Source organism: Desulfobotulus mexicanus, from assembly GCF_006175995.1.
Classification (GTDB): Bacteria; Desulfobacterota; Desulfobacteria; order Desulfobacterales; family ASO4-4; genus Desulfobotulus; species Desulfobotulus mexicanus.
In genome coordinates this window covers 1-17,823 of sequence record NZ_VDMB01000016.1, presented here as the reverse complement: position 1 = coordinate 17,823, position 17,823 = coordinate 1, and the positions used below count along the sequence as shown (strand labels likewise).

Below are 17,823 nucleotides of genomic sequence, written 5' to 3'. Positions count from 1 at the left end.
TCAAAGATCCTTTCCAGAGGCCCTGCACAGCTTTTCAAACTCCCTTTCCAGTGCAGCAACACCTTTACGGACGGTGTCCATGTCTCCGTCCTTGGCAGCTTCTTCCATTTTTTTTGCCAGCACACAGAGGGCATCGGCATTGATGCTGCTGGCCATTGCCTTGACCGTGTGAATTTGCAGATGCACAGCCGGACCGTTGTCTGTTTCCAGTGCTGCCTGCAGTTCCTGAATGAGCAGAAAAAGGGAGCCTATGGATATTTTGATAATTTTTTTAAATAAATCTTCATCATGCATGAGCTGGCTTAGCAGGGCACTGCGGTTGAATACGGGAAAGCTTTTGATTCCGGAGAGGTGAGAACTTTCATTTTCTTCCGGCAGGTATAAGAAAGCACCGGATGATGTGTCAAAAGTATCGTCAGGAGTTACTCCCCCAAGCCATTTTGCAAGCACCCTTGAAAGCTCATCGGGATGAACAGGTTTTGCAATATAGTCGTCCATACCTGCTTCAAGGCAGCGCTCCCTGTCTTTGGGCATGGCCCCGGCTGTCATGGCGACGATGGGTGTTTTTTTTCGGGGAAAGGAGAATGGCAGGTCTGTACCGGGGATTACATTGTCCGGAAGCCATCCCTGCAGCTCCTGTTTCCGTATTTTTTCCGTGGCCGCAAGTCCGTCCATTTCCGGCATCATCACATCCATAAGTATCAAATCATAGGTTTGGTTTTCCAGGCTTTGCAGGGCTTCAAGGCCATTGGTCACACTGTCTGCCCTGATGCCGAATTTTTTAAGAAGGCCTTTGGCTACTTCAAGGTTGGTATCGTTGTCTTCTGCAATGAGAACACGGCCTGTAAACTGTGGAATGGGTATTTTGCCATGGGCAAGTTTTTGTGAATCATTGGAGGCTGGCCCTGGGCGCTGGTCCTGTTCAGCAGATTGAGTTCTTTCGAAGCGGGCCGTAAACCAGAATGAGGAGCCTTTGCCTTCAAGGCTTTCTACGCCTGTTTTTCCACCCATGAGATCTGCAAGTTCCCTGCATATGGCAAGTCCAAGGCCTGAGCCTCCGAATCTGCGGCTTATGGACGTATCCACCTGACTGAATTTGTTGAAAATGAGATCCGTTTTGTTTTCAGGGATGCCAATGCCTGTATCCTTGACGGTAAAACGCAGCAACACGCCTTGATTTTCTTCCTTTTCGACGGCAATGGAGATCTGTATTTCACCATTCTGGGTGAATTTCAGGGCATTGGCCGTAAGGTTAGTCAGTATCTGGCGCAGCCTTGCAGGATCACCACGGAGAAGAAGGGGAGTCTCCGGTCTTATCCGGATTGAAAAATCAAGTCCCTTTTCATTGGCCAGTAGGGCCATGGTGCTCTTGAAATCATCCAGAAGACTTTTCAGGTCAAAATCCATTAACTCAAGGTGCATTTTTCCTGCCTCGATTCTGGAAAAATCGAGGATATCATTAATGAGAGTGAGAAGGGATTTTCCGCCTGACTGTATATTTTCCGTATAACGCCGTTGTTCTTCGGAAAGCTCCGTATCCATGAGAAGATGGGTCATGCCGAGAACTGCGTTCATGGGAGTTCTGATCTCATGACTCATGTTGGCCAGAAACTCACCCTTTGCCTTTGAGGCGGTTTCAGCCTGTTCTTTGGCTTTAAGAAGTGCTTCTTCTGCCAGTTTTTGATCATTTATATCCCTTGAAATACCAACAAAATATAAAAAATTTCCATTTTCAGAAAAAACTGGATTGATATTGCCTTCATGCCAACGCCATGTTCCATCTGCGTGTTTAACCCTATACTGAGGACCAGGTAATGCTTTTTTATAAAACAGTGTTTTTTCCATATATTGTTCGCACAAGAAGACATCTTCTTTATGTACGAGGGGCTGAAATTTCGTTCCTGTAATATTGGAAGGTTCATAGCCTAATATGTTTTTCCAGGAAGGTGAAATATATGAAAATACACCATCGGTTTTAATCGTCCAGATAAGATCATAGGAATAAGCAACGAGAAAACGAAATTTTTCTTCACTTTCCGCAAGCTTAATTTCTATTTGTTTTTCATTGCTTACATCCAGCATTATACCGTGAAAAACAATGCGGTCTTCATGTCTTGTGGGGCTTGAGGCTCCACTGAACCAGATGGTGCTGCCGGATGGTTTTAAATAACGACCCTCAAAACGCCAGGGCCGGACTTCTGTGACGGCCTTTTCAATGGAATCCAGAAAGGCCTTTCGATCTTCGGCATGGATTCCGTTGAGGAAGGCTAAGAAAAAATCTTCTCTATGGTTTAAGATTTCCAGAATATCCAGAGATCCTTCACTCACATAGGGAATCTCATATTTTCCATCGGATAGTACATCAAAACGGAAAAGGACACCGGGCACATTGACGGCTATGTTTTCAAGTTTTTCTTTTTGGCTTAAGATTTCGGCCTCTGCCTGTTTTTGAGCCGTAATGTCTGTGGCAAAACCGTGGATGGCAAGTGTCCGGCCTTCATGGTCACGGATGATGCTGGCGATGAGGGAAGCCTGAAAGGAACTGCCGTCTTTTCGGAGGAAGCTGCATTCAAAGGGTGAGTTACCCTCCATGTTTTTCAGAATATTTAAAAAACTTATTCTTTCTTCAGGATTAACATAAAGCTGTGTGGAAATATTTTCTATGGAATCTATCAGATCCTTTGGGGATTCATAGCCGCACATCCGGGCCATTTCAGGGTTGACGGAAATAAAACGCCCCTGGGGTGTGGAAGAGAAAATACCTATGGGCGCATTGTTCAGGATGCTGAGGGCATCAAGGCCTGGGATGATTCCGGTATCTGCGGGGGAGGGGAAAGGGCTGGGCATGGCTTACTCCTTTGGAAGGCGGGGAAAGATCGGCTAAGGGTGCATGGAAAAGAAGCCCGATGCAAGGCAGCATCTGGCATAAGGCATGGGAGAAGAAAATATTTTTATATTTTATAGCAAGTCTGCTCTTTTTTAAAGGATGAAATGCACATCTCCCTCCGGCACGCAGGTATGATGCCGGGGGGATGCGTAATGCTGAACATTAAAACACAGCACATAGAGACTGTCATGCAGGAGGGAAGGATCTTGACCAGTGTCCGTATGGCCCATAAGAAGATCAAGGTAGTCTTTTCGGTTGAAGCCTTAGTAACATTCTAGAAGGAAACATCACCGGATTTTTAAGGGGACACACCGGTGGATGTTTCCTTAATTTTTTATTTCCAGCTGATGGCCGCAGCCTCTCTGGTCGGGATGCGGTGATATTTGAAGCGGGGAGTTCCCACAAGCACGGCACCATGGTTGTTGACACCCTTGGGAAGGGCCAGTGCTTCTTTCAGTGGCGGCCAGAAGGTGGCTGCGATATTGAAGAATCCGGCCCAGCAGGTTCCAAGGCCCATGGGAGGTGCCGCTACTTCCAGATAAGCAAGGGCCGTGGCACAGTCTATGGCTGCTGTGGGGGCAGCCTTGTGGGCACAGGCGATGACAATGTGGGGCGCATCCCTGCAGATCACGTCCAGCCCCAGATCAAAACCTGCAACGGTTTCTTCCAGATGAAAGGCCTTGGCCATGGCGGGCTGTTCCTTGATCATGTAGCGCATCCAGTCGGCCACCATGGCGGTGAGGCGGCGGACCTCGTCCGTATCATAAATGACCTGCCATTGAACGCAGCGGCTGTTATGGCCCGTGGGTGCACAACTTGCCGTTTGAAGCAGTTCTTCCAGACGGGCTTTGTCCACGCTTTCTTTTTTGTAATTGCGGATGGACCGGCGGGTGGCCAGAAGATGCTTTGTTGCCTTTTCATCGGGCAGCAGATCCCTGTCCACAGGAATGCAGTCTTCGGGTGCCAGAAAGTTCAGACGGATAGCAGCTGTCGGGCATACGGAGACACAGTGGCCGCAGCGGATGCACAGGGCTTCTCCCCCCTGTACAAGTGCGGGCATTTCTCCTTTTTTGGGGATGCCTAAAATTTTAACGGGGCATTCCGCAGCACAGATGCCGTCTTTGTTGCAGAGATCCGGATCAATGGTGACAAAAGCAGTGTTCATGGTTTTCCTTTCCAATGGTTTCGTGAACAGAAGAGGCGGCCGGAAAAGCCGCCTTTAATTGAACATGTGTATAATATGATTTTTTTGCATAGGCAAATAAAGGGTACTGGGCATATTGTTCCGAAGAGCAAAAAAACACGATTTGAAGTGGTTGATCACCTGCCTGATAAGCATCATGTTTTATGCTGGAATGCTGTCAGTCTTATAGCCCTGTACCAGATAAAGGCTTTTTATCTGATTTTTTGAGAACGCCCGGTCAGGCGCTGCGCTGTTGCATTTTCTTTTTCATATCATGGAAAATATAGGCCATCATTCCTAAAATAATGGTGCTGCCCGGTGTAAAGGTACAGATGGCTCTGTATCCGAACAGGCATTCTTTGGAAGCTTCTGCCCGGGGGATCAGGGTGGAGATGGCAAGTATCAGGCATATGACAGCAGCAAGGGTAAAAAGACGGGGAATCATGGGGTTCTCCTTTTAATCTCTTAAGGTTGCCGTAAGACGTAAGGGGTGGAGAAGAAGATCCAGGGCATCACAAATATGACTGCTTGTGATGTCTGCCTGCATCAGTGCCTGACTGCTTGTTCCTTCCTTCATCATGATGGCGATGCCTATACGGGCTGTCTGCAGCATGGCAACATCATTGCGGCCGTTGCCCATGGCAATGACCTTCTCTTTTCTGAGGCTTTCCACGTACTCTTTTTTTGCCTGCCCCTGATTTCCCGGCGGGATGGAAACAATACTGAGGGGCAGCCCGTTCAGGGCCTTTTTCACAGATCCGAAGGTATCCGCGGTGATCACATGAATTTTGATATCTTCAGAGAGATGTTGCAGACGCTCTTTTACGCCGTCGAGGAGTTGTCCGTCCTGGGCCAGAGTACCATTATAGTCAAGGACAAGGTGATCGGCTTCGATTTTTCCGAAGCCTGGGATATTGATGGTAAACATTTTTTTTCCTTGAAGGCACAAAGGCCTTTTTAAAGTTCTGAAGTTTTTAAGGTTATTAAAGTTCTTAGGGTCTTTAAAGACCTTAAAGTCCTTAGACCTTGACCTTAGACCTTAGGCACACCTGCCATCATGGCTGCAGCGTAAAGAAGGCAGAAAAAAAAGGAAAGCTTTGCCGTGTCTGCCAGCACTTCGTTTAAAAGGCTACCCTCCATGTGCCATAGGGATTGAATCACAAAAATGGCCTTTGGAAAGGAGAGGAAGACCAGCAGCATCCAGGTGTTGCTTTTCAGGGCAAGGACAAGTGGGAAGACATAGGCCACTGTAACAAGAGCTGTGAAAAAATAGCGGCTTGGAATGGCTCCCATGCGTACGGCAAGGGTGCGTTTTCCTGTGGCTGCATCGCTGTCAATATCCCGGATGTTGTTCACCGATAAAATGGCGGCAATGAGAAGTCCCGCAGGTAGGGAAGCCATAAATGCCTGTGCAGAGAATTCAAGGGCCATGACCCAGGTGGTGCCGCAGACGGCTACGGGTCCGAAAAAAAGAAAGGCTGCGGCTTCCCCAAGACCCTTTTCCGTCATGGGAAAGGGTCCTGCGGAATAGCTCAGCACACCGATAAAAGAGAAAAGAGCGATGAAAAAAGCCGGAATTCCGCCCCGGAAAATCAGATAGAGGCCGGAGCAAAGGGCCAGAACCATACACAGGACCATGGCAGCCAGAACCTTTTTGCCGTCTATCAGGCCGCTCTGGGTGACTCGTATGGGGCCTAGGCGCTTTTCATTGTCATGGCCTGCCTTTGCATCAAAATAGTCGTTGGCAAGGTTGACGGCAATCTGCAGCAGCAGGGCCGTTGTCAGGGCAAGAAAACCTGATATGAAATGAAATTTCCCCATGCTGCCTGCAGCGGCAATACCAAGTATTACAGGGCCTAAGGCAGCGGGCAGGGTTTTGGGTCTTGCGGCCAGTATCCAGGCCTCTTTTTGAGTCGTGGTATTCATCCCATGTCCTTGATGAAAAGATGGGGAGCAAATTTTCTTTCTATGATGCGGATTACACCGTAAAGGAGGCTGCCCAGAAGTCCCATGGCAAGGATGCCGGTGTACATTTCCGGATACCGCAGCACTTGATAGGTTTCCACCACAATATAGTAACCAAGGCCCCACTGGGTCAGGGCCTGTTCCGCAATGAAAAGCACGGCCACTGCCGTTCCCACGGAAACCCGCAGGGCTGTGAGAATGGCGGGAAGGGTGGCGGGAAGATAGACAAAGCGGAAAAGCGCCCGTCTTCCGGCCCCAAGGGATCGTACCGAAGCAATGAGTTCCGGCGTGAGACTGGCTGCTTCATCCCTTACCACCACAAGAATCTGAAAAAAAAGAATCAAAGAGATGAGAAAGATTTTAGAAAAGTCTGTGATGCCCATGAGCACATAGATTACCGGCAGGAAAACGATTTTGGGTACGGGATATAAAATGGTGATCACAGGGGAGAAAATTCGGTTGATACGGGGAGACTGGCCCAGTATCAGTCCCAGAGGGGCTGCTGTAGATACGGCAATGAGTATGGCAAGGATTACCCGGCCTGCACTGGCAAGAAAGTGAAGTCCCAGATCTCCCCACAGATGCTGGAAAAAAAGGGGCAGAACAGTTACCGGTCCGGGCAGAATTGGACGGTCCAAGGCCATGGCCCCGGCCTGCCAGAAAACAAGAAGGGCGGCAATGCCTGCACCGGATTCCAGTATGCCCTTTGTACAGGATTTCATGGCTGCTCTCCCATAGCCTGGCGCACACCTTTGCACATGGCATTGAAATCTTTATGGGTTCTGGGGTCTTTTTCCAGTGCCACGGGGTTTTTCAGAATTGTAGGCCTTTGGTTGGTGCCTGCTTTGGCAACAAGAATTTTTTCTCCGAGAATCACGGCTTCCGCAATGTCATGGGTAACGGTGATACGGGTAATGGATTCTCTCCTGCCAAGCCTTATCATCAGGCCCTGAAGCTCTTCCCGTATGGGGGGATCCAGTGCGGAGAAGGGCTCGTCCATGAGCAGCAGGTCCGGTTTCATGACCATGGTCCGGGCAATGGCGGCCCGCTGACGCTGTCCTCTGGAAAGCTGGGCCGGATACAGGTCCTCTTTACCCTCAAGTCCGAGACGCTGTATCCAGCGGGACACGGTTTTATTTTGTTTTTCCGCATCATGTTGCCATCCTCTGGGGGAATGCCTGCCATCGGCACCGTAATAGCGGCGGATGTTCAGGCCCAGGGCAACATTGTCTGCCACCGTAGCCCATGGCAGCAGGCCATGGTCCTGAAATACCAGTCCGCTTTCCGGTCTCGGGCGTTTCAGGGTATGTCCTTCAATCTCAATTTTGCCTTTGCGGGGTTTCTGCAGTCCAGCCATCAGAGAAAGCAGGGTGGATTTACCGCAGCCCGAGGGTCCGATGAGGGTCCAGGACTCCCCTCTGGGAATGGTCAGGGAGAAGTTCTCAAAAAGAAGGGCTTTCCCGGAATATCCGAAGCAAAGCTGATGAATGCGGATCATACTCATGGCCTGGGCTTTATCCCTTCGGGGAAAGCTATATTGTCTTCATATTTCAGGGCCTGATCCATAAGGCCCTGTCCAAGCATCCAGTTCATCATGTCTTCCCATTGTTTCTGTGAAGGAAGTTCTGCCACGGGAAAGGGCGGGATCTTATAGTTTTTCTGTACCTGTGGCGGTGTCCGCACCTTTTGGATGAAAAGATCCCTGAAGTCTTCGGGATTATTGTTTATGTCTTCCGCAGCCCTGTTCCATGCCGAAAGAAAGGCTTCGGTTTTGGCCCTTTCTTCCCGGATGATGCGTATATCAAAGCTGAGAACGCTGGCACTGTAAAAGGGTGCCGAAAGATCATTGGCAATTTCAACGGCTCCCTGATCCATGGCGGCAAAGGCCAGAGGGTCGGGCATGACAGCTGCTTCCAGCCGGCCCTGCATCAGAAGCTGAAAACGTTCCGGTATGGCAGGAACGGAGCGCTTGCGGATATCTTCACCTTTTATTCCCGCATCCTGCAGCATGCGGTCAGTGAGGTATTCAATGATGGTATGGCGGCTGATCCCTATGGGAATACCTTTTAAGTCTTCAAGATTTTTACAGGGACTGCCTGGTTTGGCCAGAATGCGGAAGAGGGGGGAGCTGCCCATGGGTTTCCTTGCAATCTGAAGCACCTGCATGCTTATACCATCCCGGTTGAATATGGCAGTTCCTGCCATTTCATTGATCATGCCGTGGATGCGGCCCGCCTGCATGAGCTGATCCCGCTCCAGGGCACTGGCAACGGCGATGGCCTGTACAGTCACTCCGGCTTCTTTGAAATAGCCCCTGCTTTCCGCCACATGAAAGGGAAGGGCATCGGGGATGGGCAGCAGGGCCACCCTCAGGGGTTCTGCATGAACCATGGTGCAGAAGAAAAGGGAGGTTGCAAAAAGCAGAAAAAAACGCATGGCAGAAAAACTCCTGATTGTATTTTTTGAATAAAAATAATATTATATCAGCTTATAGGCTTGGATAAAAAACTGTCTGAAATATGAATATCTAAGTCTGTATAGCAGAAACAGTGAAATCATACGGGCTTTTTATCGGGTTCAGGAGTATCTGTCAAAAAATGTGGGCATTAAGATTTTAAAGTCTGTTTTCTGCCCCATGGGCAGAGGGCAGGCTTTCCATTTAAGGCAATACATAGGTAAAAGCTTTTTTGCTGTCAATATAATGCATAAAAGAAGGATTTTTCCGTCAAGGATTTAAAAGGGGAGGATAAAAATGACAAAGGTAATTATAATGGCACTGGTGGCCACGATAAAAATGGGGCTGGCAGGCAGTTTTCTTGCAAAGCTTTATAAGAAACATAACCGGAATTCTCTGCCCTGAATGTAACTTTTGAGTGTCTTGACCATAGTTCTTTTAAACTCAGATGGTTATAGGGTTACATTTTGTATTGTTCCGGCTGCGGTGGCAACCGTAGCGGATTTGGGGGCAAACAACAATTTACTTTATGACAATACGTCGCAACACTGCGTGGGTTGCTTCTGGGTAACTTGCAGTTGTTCAGAAGATATGGCTGAACAGAGGTTCGAATCCTGTAATGTTCAGTTTTTATCCTCTTCCTGCCTGATCTGCAGATACTGTACCTGACTTTCCAGTTGATCGGCAATGCGGTTTAAGGCCTGGGAGGCAAGGCTCATCTGTTCTGCGGATCTGGCATTTTCCTGCACTACGGTTTCAAGTCCCCCCAGAATTTCAGCAGCCTGACCAATGGCATCGGCCTGCTTATCACTGGCGGTTCTGATTTCCATAACCCTGTCTGCATTTCCCCTGATTTCCGGGACCAGAGATTCAAGATGTTCTCTGGCATCCTTTGCCATGGCGCTGCCATCCCTTGCCATTTTTCCGATGGCCACGGCGGATTCCCTGCTTTTTTCAGCAAGCTTTCTTATTTCATCGGCCACCACGGCAAAGCCACGGCCATGTTCTCCGGCCCGGGCGGCCTCGATGGCTGCGTTTAGCGCCAGTAAGTGGGTCTGCCTTGCTATTTCTTCCACTATGCCAATACGTTTTATTATATTTATCATAGCCTGGGCTGCATCTTCCACGGCCTTACCGCTGGCGTCGGTCATTTCTGAGGCTTTCATGGCACCGTTTTCCGTATTTCTGGCTGTGGCCAGATTGCGGGACACTGCAAGGCTCATTTCCCTCATCCGTGAACTCAGATTTTCTGCGGATTCTGCCTGTGTCAGGGTGCCCTGACGCAGGCGGTTGGAGATGGTCAGAACATCTCTGCTGGCTTCCACGCTGTGACGGGCTGCGATGCGTACTTCCGATGCGGCCCTAGCCAGTCTGCGAATCATGGTGGCAAGGGCCTGGCCCAGAGTGTCCTGATCCGAGAGGACGGGTATGGTGACGGTCAGATCTCCATCGGCTACTTTGCGGGCAATTTTTGCCTTGGTTTCCAGTGCATCCACAAAGGTGTTCATCCAGTGGGAAAGCAGTGCCATTTCATCTTTGGATGCTATGGGAATGCGACGGGTGAGATCCCCCTTACCCTGGGCCACATCCTGTACAGCGGTTGTTAGGCGGCGCAGGGGCATGACCACCACCCGCCTCAGGGTGAAAACCAGAGTTATGAAAAGCAGAATATCCAGAATCAGAATAATTAGGATCAGATCATAAAAAATCTTTCTGAGACCATCTTTGAAAAATGCAGGATCCATGATCAGGGTAATGGCAGCTATGGTTTCATCTCTATGGGTAACATCCATTTTTCGTAAGAAATTGCGTGTGTCAGGAAGTTTTTCCGTTGAGACAACTTCTCCTTTGCGGTTTCTGCCGATACAGATGTCTGGTTCATTTTCCTGATTCATCTGTCCATGAATCCCTATGGCCAGAATTCGTTTATCCTTCATCTCCGAATGCAGGGCTGCATCTACCTGTGACATGTCAAAATTATACAGGGGCTCCTGAAGGGTCTGTGCCAGCCTTTCTATGATGAGATCCGCATCCGCCTCAAGGCGTATTTCAAATCTGTTTTTTGCGCTCAGATACTGCCAGCCCCCGAGAATTATGAGAAGACCTGTGGATAGCATGAGCACAAGGATGCTGATGCGGAAAAGCATGGAATGATAAAAGGGCAGACGTAGGGCAAAGGCTTGCTTTGGCATGGCAGTCTCCTTGGAAGGTTTTGCCGGTGGTTTCACCGAGCCATGGTTTCCCGTATTTTTCCCGCAAGATCTTTCATGGAAAAGGGTTTCTGGATGAAATTGATACCCGGTTTCAGCACACCGTGGTGGGCAATGACATTGGCTGTATAACCGGACATGAAAAGGCAGTGGATGCCGGGGCAGAAATTTTCAATGCTCAGGCTGAGTTCCTGTCCGTTCATTTGTGGCATTATCACGTCCGTGAGCAGCATATGAATTTTTTTACCATGCTGTTCTGCCAGAGCAATGGCTTCTTTGGGTGTGGATGCGGCCATGACCTCATATCCCAGCTTTTCCAGTATGCGGCCTGTCAGCTCAAGAAGGGCAGGCTCATCTTCCACCAGAAGAATACACTCTTTTCCTTGCGGAAGGGATGTTTTTTCTGCATCGGGTGCAGCGGGAATTTCTTCATCCGTTGCTGGCAGGTAGATGCGGAAGGTGCTGCCCTTTCCCGGCTCACTGTAGACATTGATGAAACCCTGATTCTGACGGACAATGCCATATATCATGGAGAGTCCCAGACCTGTGCCGCTGCCCTGGGACTTGGTGGTAAAAAAAGGTTCAAACAGCTGGGTAAGATGCTCTTTTTCTATACCGCATCCATTGTCACTTACGGCCAGCATAACATAGTCGCCGGGAATGTAGTCCCCATGACTTTCTCCATAGTCTTCCCCAAAGGAGGCATTGACCGTTTCAATGGTCATCTTTCCCACACCGGCAATGGCATCTTTGGCGTTGACTGCAAGATTTACAAGGATCTGGTCCAGCTGACTGCTGTCCATTCTTATGTAACGGAGATTTTCTGCAGGATGCCACCGGAGCTCAATGTCTTCACCGATCAGACGGTGCAGCATTTTAAGCATGCCTTCAATGCTATGGTTGAGGTTGAGTACCCGGGGGGCTATGGTTTGTCTGCGGGCAAAGGCCAGTAGCTGTTTTGTCAGCTCTGTGGAGCGTTCTGCTGCTTTTTTTATTTCCCTGAGCTCGTCCATGGCCGGGTGTGAGGCATCCAGCCTTGTTTCCATCAGTTCCGCATTGCCCATGATGATACCCAGCATATTATTGAAGTCGTGGGCCACACCTCCGGCCAGTCTGCCGATGGATTCCATTTTCTGGGACTGGATAAGCTGGGCTTCCAGGCGTTTGCGCTGGCTGATGTCATGGATGATGGAGTGCAGGTATTCTTTGTTTTTCAGGCGGATGACACTGGAGAGTATGGCCACATCCCGGATGGAGCCGTCTGCCCTGCGGTGGCGGAATTCAAAATGAATACGTTTTTCCTTTTTCACCTTTTCTATTTCTGCGGCTATTTCTTCCGGAGACAGGGTGTTGATATCCTGAATGCGCTTTTTCTTCAGTTCTTCTCTGGACCAGCCGTAAAAATTTGCTGCCGCTTCATTGGCATCAATTACATCACCGGTTTCGGGATCTAAAATGAGCTTGACTGCGGCATGTTCTTCAAACAGCCTGCGGTAATCCTCTTCGCTCTCCTTCAGGTTTTCCAACATCCTGTATTCCTCGCTGACATCCCTGAACACCAGTACAACACCGGTGAGAATGCCTTCATCCTGAAAAATGGGTGCAGCACTGTCTGAAATCTGCCGCTCTGTTCCATCCTTTGCAATGAGCAGGGTATGGTTGGCAAGGCCTTCGGTTTTTTTGCTGGCAAGTACTTTTTTTACAGGGTTTTCCGCAGCATTTCTGTTTTCCGCACTGACAATGTGGAAGACCTCGATGAGGGGTTTTTGTAAAGCCTCACTAAGGTTCCAGCCCGTGAGGTTTTCCGCCACCGGGTTCATCAGGGTGATATTGCCTTTTCTGTCTGTGGCAATGACGGCATCACCTATGGATTTTAAGGTGGTATCCAGATTGTTTTTTGCCCTTTCAAGGTTTTCAAGGGACTGGATGGAAACTTCCTGTTCCGTCAGCACCCTGCCTGCCAGAACCGTGGCCAGGGGATAGATGAGGAGGATGGGCAGGGCCATGTTATGGATGACCAGCCAGAGGGAGGTTCCGGGAAGGGTGAGCATGAGTGCCAGCATGGCCAGATGTACAGCAAGGCCAAAAAGAAAGAGATCCTTTGTGGAAGGAATGTTTTGTCGAGGTTTGAGATAAAAATGGGTGGCAAGGCCTATTGCAAGGGAAGAGATTATTACCAGAATACCCGTGAAAGCGCCGACGCCCCCAAGCTGTATGCGGCAGAGGGTGGCCATGAGGGCTGCAATGATGCCCGCAAGGGGACCGTGGAAGAGGGCGCAGAGGCTGATCATGAGGGATCTGCCGTCAAAAATGAGACCCGGACCCAGAACCAGCGGTTTCAGCATACCTAAAACAGCGGCACTGCCAAAGAGAAGGCCTTGCAGCCATGGGCCTGTACGGCTTTTTTTCGGCCACCTTCTTGAGATGAAGCCGGAGACAATACTTAGGGCAATCAGGAGGGCAAGGTTCAGGACAAGGTCCAGATACATCATGGGCGTTTCCTTGGGATGCGGTGGCAGATGTTTTGGTGTGTACTTGCTGGAATCTTCTTTATGCATAGCATGGGAGGAGCAAAAGAAAAAGAATTCTTCCCTGTCGCTTAAGTTCAGGTTTTTTTCGAAAAAAAGAAATCCATAGATCAAAAGATCCTGATATGGTAATTCTTCAAAGTTTATTAAAAGATTCTTCTGCCATTTTATCTTTAAAGGAAAGCCCATGACATTTCTTGAAGCCCTGAAATCCCACATCCTTGTTTTAGACGGTGCCATGGGTACCATGATACAGAACCTTGGCCTGACCGCAGCGGATTTTGGCGGTGAATCCTATGAAATGCTTTCGGATATGCTGGTTTTTTCAAGGCCCCATGCCCTTCGGGATATTCATCTGGCCTATTTTGAGGCCGGAGCCCACGGAGTGGAAACCAATACCTTCGGAGCCAGCCCCCTGCGCCTTGAGGAATTTGATTTTTCAGGTCTTGATTCGTCTGCCTTTGAAGGAATTCCAGAGAACATACAGTTAAATACCCTGTCGTCGGAAGACATGGCCTACTGGATAAGTCTTAAGGGAGCTGCCATTGCAAAGGAGGCCAAGGAGCTTTATGCAGCCTCGCCCGATTACGATGGTCGCCCCCTTTTTGTGGTTGGCTCCATGGGGCCTTCCAACTTTGTACTTTCTCCCACGGAAGCGGATCTTCACCGGGGAAGCTGGGAAAGTATAGAGGAAAATTTCCGGGTGCAGGTGAAAGGCCTTGTGGACGGGGGCGTGGATGTGCTGCTCTTTGAAACCCAGCAGGATATGCTGGAGCTGAAAGCTGCCGTATCCGGCGCCCAAAAAGCCATGGCGGAAAGGGGCGTTGCCCTTCCCATTATCTGTCAGGTGACGGTGGATGCCCACAGCCGTATGCAGATTTTTGGAACAGACATCCATGCGGTCATTGTCACCCTTTCGGGCATTGGTATTGACGCTCTGGGCATCAACTGCTCCATCGGCCCGGATCTCATGGAGCCAACGGTGGCAAAGCTTTCCCGTTTCAGCCCTCTGCCCCTTTCCGTGTTGCCCAATGCGGGGCTGCCCGAAAACATAGACGGCAAAACCGTATTCCCCCAGTCTCCTAAAGATCTGGCTGCCCATCTGGCCCGTTTCATGGATACCTATGGCGTGAATATTGTGGGAGGGTGCTGCGGCACCACGCCGGATCATATCCGGGCCGTGGCCCAGGAGGCAGCCCGAAGAAAACCGAAGGAGAGAAAGCCCGAAGGCGGTGTCTGGCTGGCTGGCCCTTCCAAGGCCGTGCTGCTGGACAGCGATTCTCGGCTGATTCGCATTGGCGAACGCCTCAATGTGCGGGGTTCCAAAAAGGTGAGGGATGCGGTGGAGCATGATGGTCTTCTGGATATGGATGCCTTGGATGAGGTGGTTCGGGAGCAGATTGAGGATCTGGGCTGTGAGGTTCTGGATGTGTGCATGGATTCCAATATCGTGGACACAAAAATCGTGCTGCCCAAGGTTATTCAGGGTGTTTGCGTGGATTTCCCAGGGGCCTTGTGCATAGACTCCTTTGATGCGGATGCGCTGATAGCCGCAGTAAAAGCCTATCCCGGAAGGCCTCTGATCAACTCCATTTCCATGGAAGGACATGAAGGCATGTCCAAGGCTGCCTTTATCTGCACCCATACGGCCTTTCACAATCCCCTTTATATTGCCCTTGCGGCGGATGACAAAGGTCCTGCCCAGACAAGGGAAGAAAAAAAGGCCATTGCCGCCCGCCTTGTGGAGGCCGTTGCTCCCCATGGTGTGGGACCGGACCAGCTGCTCGTTGACATCAATGCCTTTCCCATTGGATCGGAATCCGTGGAAGGCATGAATTTTGCCCTGGAATCTCTGGAATCCATTCCCCTGATTAAAAATGCCCATCCCGGCATTATGACCACCATAGGTGTGAGTAATCTCACAAACGGCCTTGCCAAGAAGCCTTACATGCGTCTGGTGCTGACCTCTGTCTTTCTGGATGAGGGCAGAAAAAAGGGGCTGGATGCGGCCATTGTCAACCCTAATCACTATGCTCCGGTGGAAAGTCTCGACGCTTCAGATTATGCCCTTGGCCTGAAGGTGGTGCTGGAAAGGGACATGGATGCCTATGCCCTCCTTGAGGACATAGCCGAGCGCAAGCAGGGCCGCAGGGTGGAAAGGCGTTCTTCCTATGAGGGCCTTTCTCCTGCGGAAACCCTCAGTGAAAAGATTAAGGACGGTTTTAAAAAACGGGAGGCCGGAACGGTTACATGGAAGGGTATGGAGATTGCCTATCAGGACAGCATTGTGCTGGATGCGGTGAAAGCTCTGGAAGACCATGAACCCCTTGCCCTGATCAGCGATTATCTCATGGAGGCCATGAATGTACTGGGAGAGCGTTTTGCAGCAGGTGAAGCTTCGCTGCCCCATCTTCTGAAGGCTGCGGATGTGATGAAGGCGGTCATGGGATTTCTCGAAAATGTTATGGCCGAAGGGGCTGTTCAGGATGCCTACAAGGCCACCATTGTCATGGGTACGGTTTATCAGGATGTGCATTCCATCGGAAAGGATCTTACCAAAACCCTCTTGGAAAATTACGGCTTCCGGGTGATTGATCTTGGGGTGCAGGTTCCTGTGGATGCCTTTGTGGAAACGGCCATCCGGGAAAAGGCCGATGCCATTGGTATGAGTGCCCTTCTGGTGCAGACTGCCAATCACATGATTTCTGTGGTCAAACGCATGGATGAGGAGGGACTTTCCATACCGGTCTTTGTGGGTGGGGCTCCTGTGAATCTGCGCCATGCCGCCACCGTTGCCCTGCGGGGCGGTGATGATGTGGAAAATATTAAGCCCGATGTCTTTTACTGCCAGACCGCCATGGACAGTGTGAATCTCATGGAAGGACTGATTGCATCAAGAAGGGATTCTGTAATTGAAGAGAATCGGGAAAAGCTTATTTCTGCATGGCGTTCCGGGCAGGAAAAATCCAGAGAAAAATCCGGGCTTCTGGCAAGTCTGCCAAGGCGTAAGATCTCCTTTGATGCACACCCTGAAATTTCATCCTTTATATCCGAAACCCTGAATCCTTCTCCTTTAGCCATGGACATACGCAAAAAAAGTCTCTTTTCCCTGAACTGGAAAATGGGAAAGGACCGGCAGGATGGGGAGGCTTTGTATGATAAATGGATAACAAAGGCTGAGGAAGAAGGCCTTGTCAAACCCTCTGGCCGCGTGGCCCTGTTTCCTGCCAACAGTGAGGGGCAGTATATTCTTCTTTTTGATCCCGAGAATCCTGAGAGGGAGGTGGCTCGCATTCATACAGAGATGCAGACCGGCTCCGGCAAAAGGGATGTTTTCTGTGTGGCGGATTTTGTAAGGCCCCTTGGGGATGGAAAAAGGGACTGTGTGGGACTGCAGATTGCCACGGCGGGACGGGCATCTTCTGAAGCTACGGAAGCCTTCAAGGTTTCAGGGGATACGGAAAGCGCCCATCTTTTGCAGGGGCTTTCTGACCGCATTGCCGAAGATCTTGCAGCCATGCTCCATGAAAGGCTTGTATGCCTTGCGGGGGCAGAGAAGGGTTGTCGTTATTCTCCGGGGTATCCTGGCATTGCCATTGAAGAAAACAGGGTGATCCATGGCCTTCTTGTGGCCCGAGATCTGGGAATTACCCTGACGGAGGCGGGGGAATTCCACCCCACCTCCACCACGGCGGCTTTGCTTGTTTTCCATAAAGATGCGGGTTATGCTGCTCCGGAAATCTGAAGGCGGGGCAGGGCAGAAATAGAATATTCCATGGGGGCCGTACATTCGGCCCCCTTATTTTTGTGCAGACGGGATTAGGTTACTCTTTATACTTTAGTAGCCTGAAAATCGGATAAAGCGTACATTCTAAAGAAGGATTTACGCATGGCTAAACCAATAACAGGAAAAACTCACATCGGTGAACGACGTGAAAAGCGTGCGAATGGAGATATTTATATCTATGAAAGGGTTACGGCCTACGATGAAAAGGCCAAAAAGACCTATACGGTAAGCCAGAAGCTCAAGGGCAAAATCAAGCAAGGAACACAAGAAGTAGTAGTGACTCGTCCCAAAAAAAACAAAGGCGAAGGAGGTATTGCCGATGCAACCCGTCAGCATACCGGGCTAACGGACATCCTGGAATGGGTTGGCAAGGCTTCCGGAATTGATGATGATGTACGTGCTTCATTTAGTGAGGGTGATGCGGCAAAAATTCTATCTATCGCACGCTACTGGATCGGTTCCGGTGGCAACACGCTGCCTCGCCTTGAGAGTTGGCAGGTGATGCACCCCCTTCCATATCGTGAAGCAATCTCTGAAGACGTTTATGGTAAGCTGTTTAAGGATGTAGGGCGCAATGAAGAAGGCGTCCAGTGCTATTTTTCTGCTCGGGCGGCACGCTTGGCAGAATCTCCTGTGCTGGCGTTTGATTCTACCACTGTTTCGACCTACTCTGAAAATCAATCGGAGGCACGGCAGGGATTCAACAAAGATGGCGACGGACTGAATACGATCAAGCTTTTGACCTTGTATTCCGTGAAGGCTCGTGAACCCATAGCCTTCACTAAGCAGCCCGGTAATATTCCGGATG

At 49.9% G+C, this 17,823-nt stretch carries 11 protein-coding genes and 1 pseudogene; 2 read left to right on the top strand and 10 right to left on the bottom strand.

The features are described 5' to 3' along the window. The 10 genes from FIM25_RS12020 to FIM25_RS11975 form a co-directional block, all read right to left on the bottom strand. On the bottom strand, positions 1 to 2,847 hold the full coding sequence (locus tag FIM25_RS12020) for a PAS domain S-box protein (RefSeq protein WP_139449656.1): 2,847 nt from the start codon (positions 2,845 to 2,847) through the stop codon (positions 1 to 3). Between the two features lie 374 nt (positions 2,848 to 3,221). After that, a complete protein-coding gene (locus FIM25_RS12015) occupies positions 3,222 to 4,052 on the bottom strand; it encodes a nitroreductase family protein (RefSeq protein ID WP_139449654.1) in 831 nt (276 codons plus the stop codon). A gap of 256 nt (positions 4,053 to 4,308) precedes the next feature. Next, positions 4,309 to 4,515 carry a hypothetical protein gene (locus FIM25_RS12010; protein ID WP_139449652.1) on the bottom strand — a complete coding sequence of 69 codons (207 nt, stop codon included), beginning with the start codon at positions 4,513 to 4,515 and terminating at the stop codon, positions 4,309 to 4,311. A gap of 12 nt (positions 4,516 to 4,527) precedes the next feature. Beyond that, positions 4,528 to 4,998, bottom strand: coding sequence for an HAD family hydrolase (locus FIM25_RS12005; RefSeq protein WP_139449650.1), 471 nt, complete (start codon positions 4,996 to 4,998; stop codon positions 4,528 to 4,530). A gap of 104 nt (positions 4,999 to 5,102) precedes the next feature. Beyond that, on the bottom strand, positions 5,103 to 5,996 hold the full coding sequence (locus FIM25_RS12000; protein ID WP_139449648.1) for a 1,4-dihydroxy-2-naphthoate polyprenyltransferase: 894 nt from the start codon (positions 5,994 to 5,996) through the stop codon (positions 5,103 to 5,105). Beyond that, entirely contained in the window at positions 5,993 to 6,757 is a 765-nt protein-coding gene (locus FIM25_RS11995; protein WP_139449646.1) for an ABC transporter permease, read from the bottom strand. Before FIM25_RS11995 ends, FIM25_RS12000 begins: the two co-directional genes overlap by 4 nt. Beyond that, positions 6,754 to 7,539 carry an ABC transporter ATP-binding protein gene (locus FIM25_RS11990; protein ID WP_139449644.1) on the bottom strand — a complete coding sequence of 262 codons (786 nt, stop codon included), beginning with the start codon at positions 7,537 to 7,539 and terminating at the stop codon, positions 6,754 to 6,756. The genes FIM25_RS11995 and FIM25_RS11990 overlap by 4 nt, the downstream gene beginning before the upstream one ends. Further along, positions 7,536 to 8,471: an ABC transporter substrate-binding protein gene (locus FIM25_RS11985; protein ID WP_139449642.1), complete on the bottom strand. Its 936-nt coding sequence runs from the start codon at positions 8,469 to 8,471 to the stop codon at positions 7,536 to 7,538. The genes FIM25_RS11990 and FIM25_RS11985 overlap by 4 nt, the downstream gene beginning before the upstream one ends. A gap of 642 nt (positions 8,472 to 9,113) precedes the next feature. Further along, complete coding sequence (locus tag FIM25_RS11980; protein WP_139449640.1) at positions 9,114 to 10,682, bottom strand: methyl-accepting chemotaxis protein; 1,569 nt, start codon at positions 10,680 to 10,682, stop codon at positions 9,114 to 9,116. A gap of 32 nt (positions 10,683 to 10,714) precedes the next feature. Then, a complete protein-coding gene (locus tag FIM25_RS11975) occupies positions 10,715 to 13,192 on the bottom strand; it encodes a PAS domain S-box protein (protein WP_179953334.1) in 2,478 nt (825 codons plus the stop codon). Positions 13,193 to 13,415: 223 nt separating this feature from the next. On the opposite strand from FIM25_RS11975, the gene FIM25_RS11970 reads away from it, so the two are divergent. Both FIM25_RS11970 and FIM25_RS11965 read left to right on the top strand, forming a co-directional pair. Next, positions 13,416 to 16,973, top strand: a complete 3,558-nt coding sequence (locus FIM25_RS11970; RefSeq protein WP_139449635.1) for a homocysteine S-methyltransferase family protein — start codon at positions 13,416 to 13,418, stop codon at positions 16,971 to 16,973. A gap of 144 nt (positions 16,974 to 17,117) precedes the next feature. Beyond that, a pseudogene (locus FIM25_RS11965) lies at positions 17,118 to 17,823 on the top strand (IS1634 family transposase); the annotation flags it as partial.

Bases quoted from the DNA above. Each gene is read 5' to 3' on its own strand.
- FIM25_RS11970 (WP_139449635.1), top strand. From the start codon at position 13,416: ATGACATTTCTTGAAGCCCTGAAATCCCACATCCTTGTTTTAGACGGT.
- FIM25_RS11985 (WP_139449642.1), bottom strand. From the start codon at position 8,471: ATGCGTTTTTTTCTGCTTTTTGCAACCTCCCTTTTCTTCTGCACCATG.
- FIM25_RS11975 (WP_179953334.1), bottom strand. From the start codon at position 13,192: ATGATGTATCTGGACCTTGTCCTGAACCTTGCCCTCCTGATTGCCCTA.
- FIM25_RS12000 (WP_139449648.1), bottom strand. From the start codon at position 5,996: ATGAATACCACGACTCAAAAAGAGGCCTGGATACTGGCCGCAAGACCC.
- FIM25_RS11980 (WP_139449640.1), bottom strand. From the start codon at position 10,682: ATGCCAAAGCAAGCCTTTGCCCTACGTCTGCCCTTTTATCATTCCATG.
- FIM25_RS11995 (WP_139449646.1), bottom strand. From the start codon at position 6,757: ATGAAATCCTGTACAAAGGGCATACTGGAATCCGGTGCAGGCATTGCC.
- FIM25_RS12015 (WP_139449654.1), bottom strand. From the start codon at position 4,052: ATGAACACTGCTTTTGTCACCATTGATCCGGATCTCTGCAACAAAGAC.
- FIM25_RS11990 (WP_139449644.1), bottom strand. From the start codon at position 7,539: ATGAGTATGATCCGCATTCATCAGCTTTGCTTCGGATATTCCGGGAAA.
- FIM25_RS12005 (WP_139449650.1), bottom strand. From the start codon at position 4,998: ATGTTTACCATCAATATCCCAGGCTTCGGAAAAATCGAAGCCGATCAC.
- FIM25_RS12020 (WP_139449656.1), bottom strand. From the start codon at position 2,847: ATGCCCAGCCCTTTCCCCTCCCCCGCAGATACCGGAATCATCCCAGGC.
- FIM25_RS12010 (WP_139449652.1), bottom strand. From the start codon at position 4,515: ATGATTCCCCGTCTTTTTACCCTTGCTGCTGTCATATGCCTGATACTT.